This is a genomic window from Nocardia sp. NPDC051832, assembly GCF_040681285.1.
Taxonomy (GTDB): Bacteria; Actinomycetota; Actinomycetes; order Mycobacteriales; family Mycobacteriaceae; genus Nocardia.
On sequence record NZ_JBFAYL010000002.1, the window covers coordinates 807,672 to 822,771 of the forward strand.

Consider the following 15,100-nt stretch of genomic DNA (forward strand, 5'->3'; position numbering starts at 1 on the left):
CGGATGTCGATTATCGATGTGCTGGTTGTGGCCGGTTGTGTGGTATTCGCTGTGGTCGCGGTCGGATTCCGACGGGGTGGGGTTGCGCTGTGGGGGTTGGTTGGGGTTGTCGCGGGGTGTTTGGTGCAGGTGGTGGTGGAGGGCTTTTACTGGCAGTTTGTGCCGACGTATTTGTTGATCGGTGCGGTTGGGGGATTTCTGTTCGGGCGGGGGCGGCGGCGGTTTGCCGGGGTTGTCGCGCGGAATGGGGTCGGGTTGCTGGCGGTGGTGGCCGCGGGTGCCTGGCTTGTTGTCCCGGTTCCTGAGCTGGCGGAGCCGAGTGGACCGTATGTGGTGGGCACTCAGACGTTTCGGTGGGTGGATGAGGAAAGGGTAGAGGCGGCAACCGATTTCGAGGGGGATCGGCGCAATGTGGTTGTTCAGGCTTGGTATCCGGCGGAGTCGGGGGTTGGGGGCGAAGGGTCCGTCTATATCGATGGGCTCGGGCGGTTGCCTGATCGAATCAGTATGTTGCCGGGGTTCATGATGCGGGCTTACGGTGATGTCGAGACGCATGCGCTGCGTGACGTGCCGGTGGCCTCCGATCGGGCGTGGTGGCCGGTGGTGTTGTTCTCGCCGGGATATGGTGCGCCGCGGGCGTTCTACACGGGGCTGGTCGCTGATCTCGCCAGTCGGGGTGTTGTTGTGCTGGCCATCGATCATCCGTATGAGGTTGCGGTTACCGAGCTTGCCGATGGCAGTCTCGCGACGCCGATCGAGCGGTTTCTCGACGATGATCCCGATGGGGATCGGTATATGGCGGGCAGGCTCGGGACTCGGGTGGCGGATCTGCGGTTCGTCGTCGACCAGCTGGGGCGTCCGGGCAGTCTGGGGCGGCTGGCGGGTCGGATCGATGTCGAACATGTTGCCGCCATTGGGCATTCGTTCGGTGGGGCGGCTGCGACGAGTGCGCTTGCCACGGATTCGCGGTTGCGGGCGGGCGCCGATATCGATGGAACGCTGTATGGCGAAGTGCTGGGGCAGTCGTTGAACAAGCCGTTTCTGCTGTTGGAGAGCGATCACTCGGAGACGCGGCATTCGAAGATCTACGCTGACCGCGCCGCCGGTCTGCTGGCGCGGTCGCGCGCCGAGAGCTTCCGGTACGAGATTCTGCGGGCCAACCACTTCAGTTTCACCGATGCGCACGAGTTCCTTTCGGCCCCAGGGCGATTCCTGCTCGCACAGTTCGCCGGTGGTGGGCGTGGGCCGCGCGAGACGCAGCGGGCGACCAACGACATCCTGATGGCGTTCCTGCAGGGCCCGCTCGGCGGGGCGTCCGGCGATCTGTCCGGCGTGGTGGGCGGCCATCCCGATGTTCGCGGGGGGCCGATAGCCCGCTGACCGGAGGCTCGCCGGGGTTCTGGTGCGCTCCCGTCTTCGCGGTCCGGTCCGGGATAGGGTCGCTTGCCCTGGTAGTGCCGTGTGCGAGGGTCTGCGGCCGGTGCGGCGCGCGACCGATGGAGGGATACGTGGACTGGGAGTCGTGGCAGGCGAGTTGGGATCGGCAGCAGGAGTTTTATATGCCCGATCGCGAGGAGCGGTTTCGGGTGATGCTCGATGTGGTCGAGGCGGCGGTGGGGCCGAGCCCGCGGGTGCTGGATCTGGCGTGCGGGACCGGGAGTATCAGCCGGCGATTGTTCGCCCGGCTGCCGCAGGCGAGTTCGGTTGCGGTGGACATGGATCCGACACTGATGGCGATCGCGAAGGGCTCGTTCGACGGTGATCGGCGGATCACCTTCGTGACGGCGGATCTTTCGGAGCCGGGATGGCTGGACGAACTGTCGGCCGAGCCGTTCGACGCCGTGCTCACCGCGACGGCTCTGCACTGGATGCAGCCCGACCCGCTGGCGCGGCTGTACGCGGATCTCGCGAAACTGGTGCGGCCCGACGGCGTATTCGTCAACGCCGATCACATGCCCGATCCCGGCACACCGATGCTCAATGCGATCGAAGAGACCATACAGCGCGGTTATGAGGCCAAGGCTCGGGCGGCAGGCGCGGTCGACTGGGAGGAATGGTGGGCGCTGGTCGCCGCCGACCCGAAACTCGCCGACGAATATGCCGCCAGCCGTGCGATCTTGGCCGAGCACATCCAAGGCGTGACGCATCCGGTCGGCTGGCATACGGCGAAGCTGACCGAAGCCGGGTTCCCCGAAAGCGGTGTCGCGTGGCGTTCGATCACCGATGCGGTGGTGGTCGCCATCCGCTGAAGGCCGGCGGGTACATGACATCCGAGACCGCGGCATTTCGGTATAAGGCCAGCGTGTCGTAGGTATCGGGTGCGCCTTGGCCAGTACTGTCCGCGCAATGCGTCGAGTGCTGCTCGTCCTTTCCGCCACCGTGTTGCTGGCCGGTTCCGCGCAATCCCCTGCCGCCGCCGAGGCGGGTGCTTGGCAGCGGGCGCTGGATGAGATCGTCGCGCTCGGGGCGGCGGGTGTGCAGGCCCATGTGCGGACGCCCGCCGGTGTGTGGGATGGGTCGGCCGGGGTTGTCCAGCTGGGGCGGCCGGAACCGATACCGGCCGGAAGCCGCTTCCGGATCGGCAGCATCACCAAGACGATCACCGCGACCTCGCTGCTCCAGCTGGTCGGTGACGGCCGGATCGGGTTGGACGATTCGGTGGCCGGGTGGCTGCCCGAGTACGGCATCGACCCGCGGATCACCGTCCGGATGATTCTCGGCCAGACCAGCGGCCTGCTCGACTACCTCAATGGCGGGGCCGGATTCGCGCCGATGGTGGGGGATACCTACGCCGATATTCGCCGGACCTGGCAGCCGCCGGACTTCGTGCGCTGGGCGACTGGGAAACCGCTGAAGTTCGCGCCCGGAACCGGTTGGGGTTACTCCAACACCAATTACATCGTCGCCGGAATGTTGATCGAGCGGGTCTCCGGGCTCCCTTACCACATCAATGTCTACGCCCGAATCACGGTGCCGCTGCTCATGTTCCGCACCGGCATCCCGCAGACCTTCGACCACATTCTCGGCCCGCACGCGCACGGCTACTACGACTACGGCGGCGGCCTGATCGACGTCACCGATCAAAACCCGTCCTATGTCTGGGCGGCGGGCGGCATCGTCTCCTCCACCGGCGACCTGCACACCTTCCTCACCGGCCTGCTCGACGGCCGCCTGCTGCCACCCCACCTGCTCAACGAGATGCGCGCGTTCCGCCACGTGAACGATTCCTACGGTTACGGTCTCGGCCTCTACGAATTCCGGATGAACGACCACGGCTGCGTCGCCTACGGCCACAACGGCTACGTCAACGGTTACAGCTCCCTCGCCCTGCGCAGCCCGGACGGTCGCCACAGCCTCTCGCTCTCGGTCACCGACGCCGCGAGCAACAACTTCAGCGCGGCCTTGGACCGGTTCGTCGAGACCGCCATGTGCACGCCCTGACCCGCTCCGCCGCGCGTGCCCGAGGAACCTGTCGGTGCCCGGTGCGAGACTTCCGGCCATGAGGTGGGCGGTCGCGGAGACGGGTGCGGGAGGTGCGTTGTTGTGTCCGCTCGACCAGGACGGACGGCCCGCGGGGCCGGTGCTGCGTGAACCTTCGCTGGCCGAGGCGGTGCGGTCCCGGCCGGAGGTGGAGCGGTGGGTGTGGCGATCGAGCGGGGAGATCTATCGGCGGTTGCTGGCGGCGGGGGTGTGGGTTGAGCGGTGCTATGACGTGGAGGTGGCCGAAGGGCTGCTGATCGGGCATGCGGAGGGGCAGGCGGGGCAGGCTCGGTCGCTGCCGGCGGCGTGGGCTCGGCTGCGCGATTTGCCGGTGCCCGCGGACGCGCCGATGCGCGCGGCGGAGACGCAGCCGTCGCTGTTCGAATCGGCGCCCGCGCCGTTGCCGAGTGGTACGGATGAGTTCACCGCGTTGCTGGAGGTTTATGCGGACCAGGTGGGGCGGACAGCGAAGGCCGAGTATCCGGAGCGGATGCGGTTGCTGATCGCCGCCGAGTCGGCGGGGATGCTGGTAGCGATGGAGATGTCGCGCGCGGGGATTCCCTGGCGTGCGGACGTGCATCGGGAGTTGCTGGAAAGGCTATTGGGGGAACGGATCGCGGGTGGGGAGCCGCGGCGGATGGTGGAGCTGGCCGACGAGGTTTCGCGGGCATTCGGTGTGCGGGTGCGCCCGGATCTGCCCAATGAGATCGTGAAAGCGTTCGCGCGCGTGGGGATTCTGCTGTCCTCCACGCGGAAGTGGGAACTTCAGGAGATCGATCATCCGGCGGTCGCGCCGCTGCTGGCCTATAAGTCGCTGTACCGGCTCTACACCGCGAACGGCTGGTCCTGGCTCGAGCAGTGGGTGCACGAGGGCCGGTTTCGGCCCGAGTATCAGCCCGGCGGCACGGTCACCGGGCGGTGGACCACCAATGGCGGTGGGGCGCTACAGATTCCGAAGGTGGTGCGGCAGGCGATCCGGGCCGACCCGGGGTGGCGGCTGGTGGTCGCCGACGCCGCTCAGATGGAACCGCGGGTGCTCGCGGCCATTTCGCGTGATCCCGGGTTGATGGAGGTCGCCGGGCGCGGCGAGGATTTGTACGCGGACCTGGCGGCGCGGGCATTCGGCGGTGATCGCGCCCAGGCCAAGATCGCGATGCTCGGTGCGATCTACGGTCAGACCTCCGGTGACGCGCTCACGCACATGGCCGAGCTGCGCCGCCGTTACCCGGCGGCGATGGCCTATGTCGACGACGCGGCCCGGGCCGGCGAGGAGGGGCGGTTGGTGCGAACCTGGTTGGGGCGCACCTGTCCGCCGCTCTCGGCCGACGAGCCGGAACGTGCGGAGGACTCCGCCAACGGGTACGGCAGCACCCCGAAGGCGCGGGCCCGGGGCCGTTTCACCCGGAATTTCGTCGTCCAGGGCAGCGCCGCCGACTGGGCGCTGCTGGTCTTGGCGGGCCTGCGCCGCACGATGTCCCACGCCGGACTTCGCGGCGAGCTGGTCTTCTTCCAGCATGACGAGGTGATCGTGCACTGTCCGGCGGAGGAGGCCGACACGGTCGCCGCGGCCATCACGGCGGCGGGGGAGAACGCGGGCCGGATCGCCTTCGGTCCGAACCCGGTCCGCTTCCCGTTCGCGACGGCGGTGGTGGAATGCTACGGCGACGCCAAATGAATGCGACACGCCGAACCGTGACACGCCGATAGGTTGGCAGAATATTGATGGCCAGAAATCTCTTGCCGTCCATGGTTATTCGTCCTATGTTCGACCAATGGTGCAGAGCGTTCGATCGAGCCGGTGGGCCGTGGTCGCCGCCGCGGTCACAGTGGTGCTGTGGGCTTCGGCCTTCGTGTTCATTAGATCGGCGGGCGCCGAATTCTCACCGGGCGCACTGGCTTTAGGCCGACTGCTGAGCGGATCCATTGTGCTGGTGGTGATTCTGGCTATCCAGGGCGACGGTTTGCCGCCGCGCGCGGCTTGGCGCGGCATCCTGATCTCGGGCGTGCTCTGGTTCGGCGTCTATATGGTCGCCCTGAACTGGGGTGAACAGCATGTCGACGCCGGCACCGCCGCGATGGTGATCAACGTCGGCCCGGTGCTGATGGCGCTGCTCGCCGGGTACCTGTTGCGGGAAGGCTTCCCCGGGCGCTTGATGGCCGGGATCGCGGTCTCCTTCACCGGCGCGATCGTGATCGGCCTGTCGAACACCGGCGGCGGCAGCTCCGGCGCGCTCGGCGTCCTGCTGTGCCTGCTCGCCGCGGTCACCTGGGCGATCTCGACGATCGCGCAGAAACCGGCCCTCGAGCACGCCTCGGCGCTACAGGTCACCACCTTCGGCTGTCTGATCGGCACGCTCACCTGCCTGCCGTTCGCCGGGCAACTGGTCACCGAGGCCGCCGCCGCGCCGCTGTCCGCCACGCTCAGCCTGATCTACCTCGGCGTCTTCCCGACCGCGCTGGCATTCACCACCTGGGCGTACGCGCTGGCCCGCACCACCGCCGGAAAAGCCGGTGTCACCACCTATGTGGTGCCGACCCTGGTGATCCTGATGGCCTGGATCGCCCTGGGCGAGGTGCCGACGCTGCTGGCCGTGCTCGGCGGCCTGCTCTGCCTCGCCGGGGTCGCCATCACGCGCTCCGGACCCAAGGATTCGCAAACGCCCAGCGACGCAAGCGAAATCGAGTCCACCACGAACCCCGCCGCGGTCAGTCCTCCGCTGCCGGGCCAACCGCGCACCTGAGCGAAGATGCCCCCGCGGCGGCGTGGCACCGGCTACCGTCAGCGGTCACGGGTGCCCGAGCAGAGTAGGAGCCGAATGATGGGGATGATGCGATGCCTCGCCGGAGCGACATTCCTGATCGCGAGTGCCGCAACGGTCGCCGCCGGTCCGGCCGCGGCGGACCCGCGGGACTGCGCGCTGAACCGCTGGGCGAGCGGCGCGGCGGCACACTGCGGCGGTGACGGCCGCTACATCCTGGAAGTCGATTGCTTCGGCCTGAACCTGTCCGGTGGGCCGGTGTTCGGGCCCTACAACAAGTCGGTGACCGGATTCGCGGACCCGACGCCCGGGCGCGAGCTCTACACCCATCCCGCCCGGGACTGCGTGATGCCACTGACGCTGGGGCAGATCGGGATAGCGACCGGTGCGCGCATCACCCAGCTGCCGACCCGGCCCGGCTTGCCGTCGAACGCCTACGAGTACGACCCGGGCCGGTAGCCCGCCGCTGCCGAGGAACGGCTCTCGCGCACCAGGATTCGGCACGGAAATCCGGCAATCTCGCGATACGGAACGACACGAGGGGGAATAACGATCACAGTAGTACCGGGCGATGCGGGTGCCCGGTGATGAAGTGAGGTGATCGTGATGCCTGAGCAGGCTCGATCGGCGGCGCGTGTCTGGCAGTTACGACCGTGGAATACCAATCCGCTGATGCGGGCCTCGGATCGCTGGGAAGCGCTCACCTGGGTGCTCGCGACCATCGCGGTCCTGGTCGCCGTCCCGCTGGCCGGGGCCGCGGGCACCGCGCATTATTCCGCCGCTGCGGCCCGGATCAGCGCCGAGAACGCCACGAAGGTCTCGGTCGTCGCCACGATCACCCAGTATCCACAGCAGGTGCCGGCGCCGCTGAACCGCAACACCGCGACCCTGGACGTCCACACCGCGCCGGTGCGCTGGACCTGGCAGGACCGGTCGGGCGAGGCGACGGTCACGGTGCCCGGCGACGCGATCCCCGGCCACGAAGTCCGCCTGTGGCTCGGCCCGGACGGGAACCCCGCCCCCGGGCCCACGCCGTCCAGCGCCGCCGCCACCTCGGGGATCGGCGCGGGCCTGACGGTGCTCGCCGCGATCTGGGCCTGCGCGCTGGCCTTCGTCTGCGGTATCGCCTGGCTGCTCAGCACCCGCCGCGCCGCCACCTGGGAGCGGGAATGGCGCGAGATCGACCACCGGATCGGCGGCGAGGACCGGCGGTAGCGCCGGGGTCTCAGGGTTGCGTAGATCTCACCGGTGGGGATCCGCCGTCAGTGAATTCGCGGCGCTCATTAGCATCGAAGCGGCGAACAAATCTACGAAACCCGAGGATCTGTGTTGACAACCGAACAACTTGACCGTTGGAACGCTCAGGAAGCCGCCGCAGAGGCGATGATTCCCCTCATCGGCACGTTGTATCGGGGGAAGGGCGTGACGACCCTGCTGCACAGCCGCCCGCTGGTGAACAAGTCGGTGATCAGCATCCTGCGCACGCACCGCTTCGCGCGTCAGATCGAGGGCGAAGAGCTGTCGGTGGACGAGACCCTGCCCTTCCTGCAGGTGCTCGGTGAGCTGGACCTGGGACCCTGCAAGATCGACCTCGGGCTGCTGGCCATGGGCTACCGCGCCGACGATCGCGGACTGTCGGTCCGGGAGTACGCGGAGACCGTGCTGTCGGAGGTGACCAACGGCAACAAGGCGCAGTCGGCGGGCCCCCGCGACGTCGTGCTCTACGGTTTCGGCCGGATCGGTCGCCTGGTCACCCGCCTGCTCATCGAGAAGGCCGGATCGGGCAACGGGCTGAAGCTGCGGGCCGTGGTGGTGCGCCGGGGCGGCGAGGACGACCTGATCAAGCGTGCGTCGCTGCTGCGCCGCGACTCGGTGCACGGCAAGTTCAACGGCACCATCAAGGTCGACGTCGAGAACGAGACGATCACCGCCAACGGCAACGTGATCAAGTTCATCTACAGCAACGACCCGACCGCGATCGACTACACCGTGTACGGCATCAACGACGCGATCCTGATCGACAACACCGGCAAGTGGCGCGACCGGGCCGGACTGGAACAGCATCTGCGCCCCGGCATCGCGAAGGTCGTGCTGACCGCGCCCGGCAAGGGCGACGTCCCGAATATCGTGCACGGCGTCAACCACCGCGAGCAGGACGTCTCGCAGCGGATCTTCTCCTGCGCCTCCTGCACCACCAACGCGATCGTGCCGCCGCTGAAGGCGATGGACGACGAGTTCGGCATCCTGCGCGGCCACGTCGAAACGGTGCACTCCTTCACCAACGACCAGAACCTGCTGGACAACTACCACAAGGCCGACCGCCGCGGCCGTTCCGCGCCGTTCAACCTGGTGCTCACCGAGACCGGCGCCGCCTCCGCCGTCGCGAAGGCCATGCCGGACTTCAAGGCGAAGATCACCGGCAATTCGATTCGCGTTCCCACCCAGGACGTTTCGATCGCCATCCTGAACCTGCAGCTGGAGCGCGAGACCACCAAGGAAGAGGTGATCGCCTACCTGCGTCAGGTCTCGCTGTCGGGCCCGCTGAGCCGCAACCTCGACTACACCACCGCCACCGACGCCGTCTCCAGCGATTTCATCGGCCACCGCGCCGCATCGATCATCGACGGCAACGCCACCATCGTCGAGGGCGACACCGCGATTCTGTACTGCTGGTACGACAACGAGTTCGGCTACTCCTGCCAGGTGGTTCGCACCGTGCAGTTCATCTCGGGCATCGAGTACCCGACCTACCCGCAGCTGGATCGCGTCGCCGACCCGCGCCTGCTGGCCACGGTCGACGCGTAGCACGAAACGCCAAGGCCCCCTGCCGATCCGGCGGGGGGCCTTGGTCGTGGCGTCAGAGCCAGATGTACTCCTCGGCCTTGTTCAGCTCGGCGTTGGTGAGCTCGGTGGTCGCGATGGACAGGCGTTCGCCGGGCGCGATCCGGCCGTCCTGGGAAATCCGGGGCGCCCGCGCGATGAACTCCGCGCGCAGGTCCTCGAGCTCTCCGTCGGCGAGCAGCGCTGTGTCGCAGTACTTCTCGACCGCGGTCTGCCAGACCTCCTCGGCCGGACCGGGGGTGCCCAGGGTGACCTGCTCCCAATGCACCACTTCCAGACCGGCCGGCGTCAGCAGCTCGCTCAGGCCGTCCTGGGTGCAGGCCTCCCCGAACCGGGGGAGCGGCTGTTCGGGCCGGGTGGCGGCGAAATGCGGTCGCATCAGGGCGAGGAACAGGTCGTACCCGCTGGCCGGTTCGGGGCGCGCGGCCAGCGAGGCCACGAATCGGCCGTTCGGGATCAGCACCCGGGCCGCCTCCGCGATGACCTGCTCGACGTCGGGCATCTGCAACAGGGCCAGGTGCGAGACGACCGCGTCGAAGGTGTTGTCGGCGAAGGGGAGTTCCTCGGCGCTGCCCAGATACAGTGCGGCGTCGGCCAGTTCGGGCCGGGCGTGCGCCGAGGACAATTCGCCCTCCGAGACGTTCACGCCGGCAAGCTGTTTCGCGCCCTGACCGGCGAGCACCGCGAGCAGGGAACCATCGCCGCAGCCCAGGTCGAGGTAGCGCTGCGCACCGGCCACGCGCTCGGCCAGTAGGTGATAGCTGGCGCGACCGTCGGGCAGCGGGTTGGTGTGGAGGCCGGCGGAGGCTGGGCACGCGGACTGCATGCAGACAACTTAGCGCCCCGCGCCGTCGAACAGTATTGATGCGGTGCGGATTTCAGCAACACCTAACATTCCGGTCGAAGTTCCGCGTCCCCGGCCGCCGCCGCGCGCCTGCTCCGCCCGGCCACTGTCGTTGCGCGCGCGCCGTTCCCGGTATGTGGCCCCGGCCACACGGCGAATCTCTCGTTATGGCCGCACAACTCTGGTCGATGTAACCGTTTCATCAGGAAACAAGAACGCCAGCAATTTCCGGGAACACCTAGTTCAAGCCGGGCATGCCCCGGAGGCTCGAAAATTAAGAAGTTCTATTATGCGTAGAGCAACGGCGCTCTTCGCCGCATTACTGTTGGCCATCCTCTTTTCCATCTCGCAAGCGACAATGCCGAAGGCGAACGCCGACCCCTGTCTGGGGGAGTGGGCGATCGGCATCGGCGGTCTGGGCGACAACACATCGTCGGTGTTCGTCCCCTTCGTGAATCAACCTGTCGGCTACAACTCCGCCGATGCGATGTCGGGGTTGAACGAACTCAACCGGCTGTTCTGGTGGCACCGAAACCAGTGCCCCGGTGATCACATCCGGTTGATCGGGCACAGCCAGGGCGCGGCCATCGTGCACGCCTGGGTGACCGCGAACCAGTACGTCGACAACGCGAACGCCATTCTCCTGTCCGATCCCAAGCGCGCCCCCGGGCCCGGCTGGGGTGGATTGTCCTCGACTCCCGGCAGCGGGCTGGTCGGGTATCCGCTTGCGGGCGTGGACGATTGGTTCGGGCCGTTCCCGACGTTGACCGTGTGCAACCGTGACGACCAGATCTGCGACACCTCCGCAGGCTGGTGGGGGTACCTGTTCGGAGGCGCGCACAGCCGCTACGATTTCAACGTATGGAATTACGGCTCTTGGGATTCCGGGGTCTGGTACCGGTAATCACTGAAATCGATGGGGATCAGTAGCCGTGCGGCACTGGTCCCCATTGGCTGAATCCGTGCCCCATCGAGGTGCACACGGCCACCTCTTTGAAGGTGATTTGGCAGGTCGCCCCGGCGTGGGTCACCGAATACCGCGGATCGTGGACGCCGGCGGCGACGACGGGCGGCAAGGGGGGATTTCCGCCCGGTAGCGTATGGCTGCCGTTGGAGTTCCACTGCGGGCGGGCCGGCAGCGCCGCGGAATCGATAATGATGGCCGGCACGTTCGGCACCGGCACCTGCATTCCGGCGTAGAGCACATTCATAGTCGCGGCCGGGACGGCCAGATCGCAGCCTACCGTGCCGTTTCCGGCGATCGAGCAGTTCCAGCCGCCGAGCGCGAAATACACCCGGTCGCCGACCGTTGCCGGGCCGGGTGCGTCCTGGGCGTGGGCGGCGCCCGCTCCGCAGAGGAGCGCGACGACTCCGAAAATTACTCCGCAAACTCGTGCGGCGGCATCGTGGGCGGCCCTGGACACCGGAATCTCCCTCTGGCAAAACGAGTATTCGGCCTTGTCGGCTACAGGAGAAATTATCACTTTACGGCGCAAAAGTAATAGAGCTGTCCAGGGTCCTTTCCAATAAATTGCGTGCGGTCTGCGCCCGAAATCGATATTCGGACGCCTCTTGACACTTAGTGACCGATCGGTCACGATGTTTGACTGTGGGCTACGACACGATCATCAAAGGCGGCCGCTGGTTCGACGGCGCCGGTTCCCCATCCGCCATCCGCCACCTGGGCCTGCGGGGAGATCGTGTCGCCACGGTCTCGGCTACGCCGCTGGCCGAGGACGGCTGCCCGAATGTTATTGACGCCGAAGGCAAATGGGTGCTGCCGGGCATGCTCGACATTCACACCCACTACGACGTCGAGGTGCTGCAGGAGCCCGAACTCGCCGAGTCGGTGCGGCACGGCATGACCACCATCGTGCTGGGGTCGTGCTCGTTGTCCACCGTGCACGTCGGGCCGACCGACGCCGGTGACCTGTTCGGCCGGGTCGAGGCGATCCCGCGCCCGTATGTCATCGGGACGGTCGAGGAGACGAAGACCTGGAACTCGGCGGCCGAGTACATCGAGGCGCTGGAGCGACTGCCGCTGGGCCCGAATCTCGCTGCCATGATCGGGCATTCGGACATCCGGACCGCCGTCATGGGCCTGGACCGCGCGACCCGCACCGGGGTCCGGCCCACCGCGGCCGAGCAGGCGCGGATGGAGGACGCGCTCACCGAGGCCCTCGACGCCGGGTTCGTCGGCATGTCGGCCCAGCAGCTGCTGTTCGACAAGCTCGACGGCGAAGTGGCGCGCTCCCGGACGCTGCCCTCCACCTACGCCGGCTGGCGGGAACGGCGGCGGCTCAACGCGATTCTGCGCCGCCGCGGCCGGCTGCTACAGGGCGGACCCGATATCAAGAACCCGCCCCGGCTGGCCGCGATGATCTTCGCCAGCGCGGGCCTGTTCCGCAAGCGGCTCAAGACCACCCTGATCTCGGCCGCCGACCTCAAGGCCAGCCCGCTGATCGTGTACCTCATGAGCGGTCTCGCGCGCGCTGCCAACGCGCTCAACGGCGACTTCCGCTGGCAGCACCTGCCGGTGCCGTTCGAGGTCTACGCCGACGGGATCGATCTGGTCATCTTCGAGGAATTCGGTTCCGGCGCAGCCGCTTTGCACCTGGCCGATCAGGTGGAACGCAACGCGCTCATGCAGGACGAGGCCTACCGCCGGCGCTTCCGCAAGGACTACGACTCCCGGTTCGGGATCCGGGTCTGGCACCGGGACTTCTTCGACGCCGAGATCGTGGCCTGCCCGGACAGCGGCGTCCTCGGCAAGACCTTCGGTCAGGTCGGGTTGGACCGCGGCGGCGTGCATCCGGTCGACGTGTTTCTCGATCTGGTCGTCGAGCACGGCACCAAGATGCGCTGGCGCACCACGATTTCCAACCACCGCCCCGATATCCTGAACAAGCTGAGCGTGAATCCCGGTGTGCAACTGGGTTTCTCGGACGCCGGGGCGCACCTGCGCAACATGGCCTTCTACAACTTCGGACTGCGCTTCCTGCGCCGGGTGCACCGCGCCGAACAATCCGGGACCCCGTTCATGACCCTGGAGCACGCGGTGCACCGGGTGACCGGCGAGCTCGCCGACTGGTACGGCGTCGACGCCGGCCACCTGCGTCCCGGCGACCGCGCCGACCTGGTCGTCGTCGATCCGGCCGGCCTGGACGACTCGCTCGACGCCTACGCCGAATCCCCGGTCGCCATGTACGGCAACCTCCCTCGTATGGTCAACCGGAACGACAAAGCCGTCTCGGCCGTGTTCGTCGGTGGCCAGTACGTATTCGGCGACGGGAAGCCCGCCGCGGTCCTGGGCACCAGGCGCACCGGCCGCTTCCTGCGAGCCGGAGGGTAATTGACAACCGCGCGACGAACGCAAGCCGAGCGCAGTGCCGCCACTATCGCCAAACTGGTCGACGCGACCATCGAGGCGATCGAGCAGGTGGGGTATCACAGCACCTCGCTCGGGGAGATCAGTAGTCGGGCGGGGGTTTCCAAGGCGGCGATCTTCCGGCACTTCGATTCGCGGATGGATTTGGTGGTGGCGGCGGCGGATGAGGTGCGCCGCCGCCATATGGCCGCGGTGGCGGCGTTGCGGTTGCCCGAGAACGCCACGCATCCGGTCGATTTGGCGGCGCTGATGCGGATGGCCCGGACGCAGATCCGCAGTGACATCAACACGGTCTGGCTGGAGCTGCTGGTGGCCGCGCGCACCGAACCCGAGCTCCGGACCCGGATCGAGCCGGTGCTGCGGGAACTGTACGACGAGGTGGAGGAACTGGCGGTCAGCACGCTGGCCCCGGAACTGCCGCCGGCGACCGCACGGCTGCTGGTCACCTCGCTGATCCACATGTTCGACGGCGAGGCGATCCTGCGCACCACCTATCCGCGGCCCGAACTCGAGGAAGCGCGGATCGAGTCCGTGGCCGCGGCGTACCGGACGCTGACCGGGACTACAGACCCCGGCCGATGATCAGCTTCATGATCTCGTTGGTGCCGCCGTAGATCTTCTGGATCCGGGAGTCGGTGTACATCCGCGAGATCGGATATTCCTCCATGTAGCCGTAGCCGCCGAAGAGTTGCAGGCATTCGTCGACGACCTTGCACTGCTGCTCGGTCAGCCACCACTTGGCCTTGGCGGCGGTGGGGATATCCAGTTCGCCGCGTTGGTGTTTGGCGACGCAGTCGTCCAGGAAGGCCCACCCGACGGACTTGATGGTGTCCGCTTCGGCGAGGGTGAACTGGGTGTTCTGGAAGTTGAGGATCGGCTTGCCGAACGCCTCGCGCTCCTTGGTGTAGGCCAGGGTCATCTCGACGGCGGTTTCGATGGTGGCGGCCGCCGCGACGGCCAGGATCAGCCGTTCCTGCGGCAGCTGCTGCATGAGCTGGATGAAACCCAGGCCCTCGGCGGTGCCGAGCAGGTTCGACTTCGGCACCCGCACCTCGTCGAAGAACAGCTCGCAGGTGTCCTGGCCGTGCTGACCGATCTTGCGGAGGTTGCGCCCGCGGCGGAAGCCCGCCCGGTCGGTCTCCACCACGATCAGCGAAACCGTGTCCGCGCCTTTGCCTTCGCCGGTCTTGGCGGCCACGATCACCAGGTCGGCGAGCAGGCCGTTGGAGATGAAGGTCTTGGCGCCGCTGATCACGTACTCGTCGCCGTCGGCGACCGCTTTGGTCTTGATGTTCTGCAGGTCCGAACCGGTGCCGGGCTCGGTCATGCCGATCGCGCCGACGATCTCACCCGAGGCCATCTTCGGCAGCCAGGCGCGCTTCTGCTCTTCGGTGCCGTAACCGTTGATGTAGTGCGCGATGATCGTGCTGTGCACGGGGTTGCCCAGGCTCGGGGCCAGGGCGCGGACCTGCTCGATGGCCACCACGGCCTCGTGCCGGAAGTCACCGCCACCGCCGCCGTACTCCTCGGGGATGCTCAGGCAGAGCAGGCCGAGTTCACCGGCCCGGTTCCAGATCTCGCGATCCACGTGCTGCTGCCGGCCCCAGCGTTCTTCGTGGGGCGCGCACTCCTTGTCGAAGAACCGGCGCGCGAGATCGGCCAGAGCGTCCAGGTCGTCATTCATCCAGGACGAGCGGTGGGCCACGGGAACTCCTTCGTTCGAAAAACGGCTGGCGTTTCGACGGTAGGGCGTGGAATCGGCGCCGCCGATGACCGTGCCGATCAGAT

General features: G+C 67.4%; 14 protein-coding genes. 11 read left to right on the forward strand and 3 right to left on the reverse strand.

Annotated features, from left to right (window positions below):
- Positions 1-3 precede the first annotated feature (3 nt).
- The 8 genes from AB0M14_RS13590 to AB0M14_RS13625 all read left to right on the forward strand — a co-directional run bounded on the left by AB0M14_RS13590 (position 4) and on the right by AB0M14_RS13625 (position 9,044).
- Positions 4-1,380 carry a hypothetical protein gene (locus tag AB0M14_RS13590; RefSeq protein WP_364993538.1) on the forward strand — a complete coding sequence of 459 codons (1,377 nt, stop codon included), beginning with the start codon at positions 4-6 and terminating at the stop codon, positions 1,378-1,380.
- A gap of 179 nt (positions 1,381-1,559) precedes the next feature.
- The gene (locus AB0M14_RS13595; RefSeq protein WP_364993540.1) at positions 1,560-2,249 is read left to right on the forward strand and encodes a class I SAM-dependent methyltransferase; all 690 of its coding nucleotides are present in this window, start codon (positions 1,560-1,562) and stop codon (positions 2,247-2,249) included.
- 97 nt (positions 2,250-2,346) lie between these two features.
- Positions 2,347-3,441, forward strand: a complete 1,095-nt coding sequence (locus AB0M14_RS13600; protein WP_364993542.1) for a serine hydrolase domain-containing protein — start codon at positions 2,347-2,349, stop codon at positions 3,439-3,441.
- 58 nt (positions 3,442-3,499) lie between these two features.
- Positions 3,500-5,155: a bifunctional 3'-5' exonuclease/DNA polymerase gene (locus AB0M14_RS13605; RefSeq protein ID WP_364993544.1), complete on the forward strand. Its 1,656-nt coding sequence runs from the start codon at positions 3,500-3,502 to the stop codon at positions 5,153-5,155.
- A gap of 97 nt (positions 5,156-5,252) precedes the next feature.
- Entirely contained in the window at positions 5,253-6,221 is a 969-nt protein-coding gene (locus AB0M14_RS13610; RefSeq protein ID WP_364993547.1) for a DMT family transporter, read from the forward strand.
- Between the two features lie 78 nt (positions 6,222-6,299).
- Positions 6,300-6,698: a hypothetical protein gene (locus AB0M14_RS13615; protein ID WP_364993552.1), complete on the forward strand. Its 399-nt coding sequence runs from the start codon at positions 6,300-6,302 to the stop codon at positions 6,696-6,698.
- 147 nt (positions 6,699-6,845) lie between these two features.
- Positions 6,846-7,454, forward strand: a complete 609-nt coding sequence (locus AB0M14_RS13620) for a hypothetical protein (protein WP_364993555.1) — start codon at positions 6,846-6,848, stop codon at positions 7,452-7,454.
- 114 nt (positions 7,455-7,568) lie between these two features.
- A complete protein-coding gene (locus AB0M14_RS13625; protein ID WP_364993558.1) occupies positions 7,569-9,044 on the forward strand; it encodes a glyceraldehyde-3-phosphate dehydrogenase in 1,476 nt (491 codons plus the stop codon).
- A gap of 52 nt (positions 9,045-9,096) precedes the next feature.
- Here the strand turns inward: AB0M14_RS13625 and AB0M14_RS13630 are convergent, their stop codons facing one another.
- Positions 9,097-9,906, reverse strand: a complete 810-nt coding sequence (locus AB0M14_RS13630) for a methyltransferase domain-containing protein (protein ID WP_364993561.1) — start codon at positions 9,904-9,906, stop codon at positions 9,097-9,099.
- 307 nt (positions 9,907-10,213) lie between these two features.
- Between AB0M14_RS13630 and AB0M14_RS13635 the strand changes: the two genes are divergently transcribed.
- Entirely contained in the window at positions 10,214-10,828 is a 615-nt protein-coding gene (locus AB0M14_RS13635; RefSeq protein WP_364993563.1) for a cutinase family protein, read from the forward strand.
- A gap of 19 nt (positions 10,829-10,847) precedes the next feature.
- Here AB0M14_RS13635 and AB0M14_RS13640 read toward each other — a convergent pair whose 3' ends face one another.
- Positions 10,848-11,348 (reverse strand): hypothetical protein, encoded by a 501-nt coding sequence (locus AB0M14_RS13640; RefSeq protein ID WP_364993566.1) that lies wholly within the window; start codon positions 11,346-11,348, stop codon positions 10,848-10,850.
- 185 nt (positions 11,349-11,533) lie between these two features.
- Here AB0M14_RS13640 and AB0M14_RS13645 point away from each other — a divergent pair, with 185 nt between their 5' ends.
- Together AB0M14_RS13645 and AB0M14_RS13650 are read left to right on the forward strand one after the other, a co-directional pair.
- Positions 11,534-13,276, forward strand: a complete 1,743-nt coding sequence (locus tag AB0M14_RS13645) for an amidohydrolase family protein (protein WP_364993568.1) — start codon at positions 11,534-11,536, stop codon at positions 13,274-13,276.
- Positions 13,277-13,894, forward strand: a complete 618-nt coding sequence (locus tag AB0M14_RS13650) for a TetR/AcrR family transcriptional regulator (RefSeq protein WP_364993571.1) — start codon at positions 13,277-13,279, stop codon at positions 13,892-13,894.
- On the opposite strand, the gene AB0M14_RS13655 is transcribed toward AB0M14_RS13650, so the two are convergent.
- The gene (locus AB0M14_RS13655; RefSeq protein WP_364993574.1) at positions 13,875-15,017 is read right to left on the reverse strand and encodes an acyl-CoA dehydrogenase family protein; all 1,143 of its coding nucleotides are present in this window, start codon (positions 15,015-15,017) and stop codon (positions 13,875-13,877) included. The genes AB0M14_RS13650 and AB0M14_RS13655 overlap by 20 nt on opposite strands.
- Positions 15,018-15,100 lie beyond the last annotated feature (83 nt).

Excerpts from the sequence above, each read along its gene's own strand:
- AB0M14_RS13590 (WP_364993538.1), top strand. The coding sequence starts at position 4 with ATGTCGATTATCGATGTGCTGGTTGTGGCCGGTTGTGTGGTATTCGCT.
- AB0M14_RS13595 (WP_364993540.1), top strand. The coding sequence starts at position 1,560 with ATGCCCGATCGCGAGGAGCGGTTTCGGGTGATGCTCGATGTGGTCGAG.
- AB0M14_RS13600 (WP_364993542.1), top strand. The coding sequence starts at position 2,347 with ATGCGTCGAGTGCTGCTCGTCCTTTCCGCCACCGTGTTGCTGGCCGGT.
- AB0M14_RS13605 (WP_364993544.1), top strand. The coding sequence starts at position 3,500 with ATGAGGTGGGCGGTCGCGGAGACGGGTGCGGGAGGTGCGTTGTTGTGT.
- AB0M14_RS13610 (WP_364993547.1), top strand. The coding sequence starts at position 5,253 with ATGGTGCAGAGCGTTCGATCGAGCCGGTGGGCCGTGGTCGCCGCCGCG.
- AB0M14_RS13615 (WP_364993552.1), top strand. The coding sequence starts at position 6,300 with ATGGGGATGATGCGATGCCTCGCCGGAGCGACATTCCTGATCGCGAGT.
- AB0M14_RS13620 (WP_364993555.1), top strand. The coding sequence starts at position 6,846 with ATGCCTGAGCAGGCTCGATCGGCGGCGCGTGTCTGGCAGTTACGACCG.
- AB0M14_RS13630 (WP_364993561.1), bottom strand. The coding sequence starts at position 9,906 with ATGCAGTCCGCGTGCCCAGCCTCCGCCGGCCTCCACACCAACCCGCTG.
- AB0M14_RS13635 (WP_364993563.1), top strand. The coding sequence starts at position 10,214 with ATGCGTAGAGCAACGGCGCTCTTCGCCGCATTACTGTTGGCCATCCTC.